This window comes from Pseudoneobacillus rhizolycopersici (assembly GCF_054786815.1).
In genome coordinates this window covers 1-613 of sequence record NZ_JBTOOE010000067.1, presented here as the reverse complement: position 1 = coordinate 613, position 613 = coordinate 1, and the positions used below count along the sequence as shown (strand labels likewise).

Here is a 613-nt window from a genome sequence, read left to right as displayed (position 1 = left end):
AGAGCATCTGACTTTTAATCAGAGGGTCGAAGGTTCGAGTCCTTCATGGCTCACTTGAGATTTTTAATAATATGCGGGTGTGGCGGAATTGGCAGACGCACCAGACTTAGGATCTGGCGCCGCAAGGCGTGGGGGTTCGACTCCCTTCACCCGCACCAATATTACCAATTCTTATTAGTTGATATTAACTTGATTTTTTGCTAATATTAATATGTTATATCTGATTCACGCGGTCGTGGCGGAATGGCAGACGCGCTAGGTTGAGGGCCTAGTGGGGGCAACCCCGTGGAGGTTCAAGTCCTCTCGGCCGCACCAAAAAAAAAGAAAAAAGTTGTTGACATTAATAACTGATAAATGTTATTATAATCAAGTCGCTTTTAAAACATATGCGCCCGTAGCTCAATTGGATAGAGCGTTTGACTACGGATCAAAAGGTTATGGGTTCGACTCCTTTCGGGCGCGCCATCATCGGGAAGTAGCTCAGCTTGGTAGAGCACTTGGTTTGGGACCAAGGGGTCGCAGGTTCGAATCCTGTCTTCCCGACCATTCATATCAATAATGCGGGTGTAGTTTAGTGGTAAAACCTCAGCCTTCCAAGCTGATGTTGTGAGTT

General features: G+C 46.3%; 4 tRNA genes. All 4 read left to right on the top strand.

The window, feature by feature from the left end:
* Positions 1 to 73: 73 nt before the first annotated feature.
* The 4 genes from ACX9YW_RS22885 to ACX9YW_RS22870 all read left to right on the top strand — a co-directional run bounded on the left by ACX9YW_RS22885 (position 74) and on the right by ACX9YW_RS22870 (position 546).
* A tRNA-Leu gene (locus ACX9YW_RS22885) sits at positions 74 to 158 on the top strand.
* Positions 159 to 229: 71 nt separating this feature from the next.
* A tRNA-Leu gene (locus ACX9YW_RS22880) sits at positions 230 to 315 on the top strand.
* A gap of 73 nt (positions 316 to 388) precedes the next feature.
* Positions 389 to 465: transfer RNA gene (locus ACX9YW_RS22875), tRNA-Arg, on the top strand.
* A gap of 4 nt (positions 466 to 469) precedes the next feature.
* A tRNA-Pro gene (locus ACX9YW_RS22870) sits at positions 470 to 546 on the top strand.
* Positions 547 to 613 lie beyond the last annotated feature (67 nt).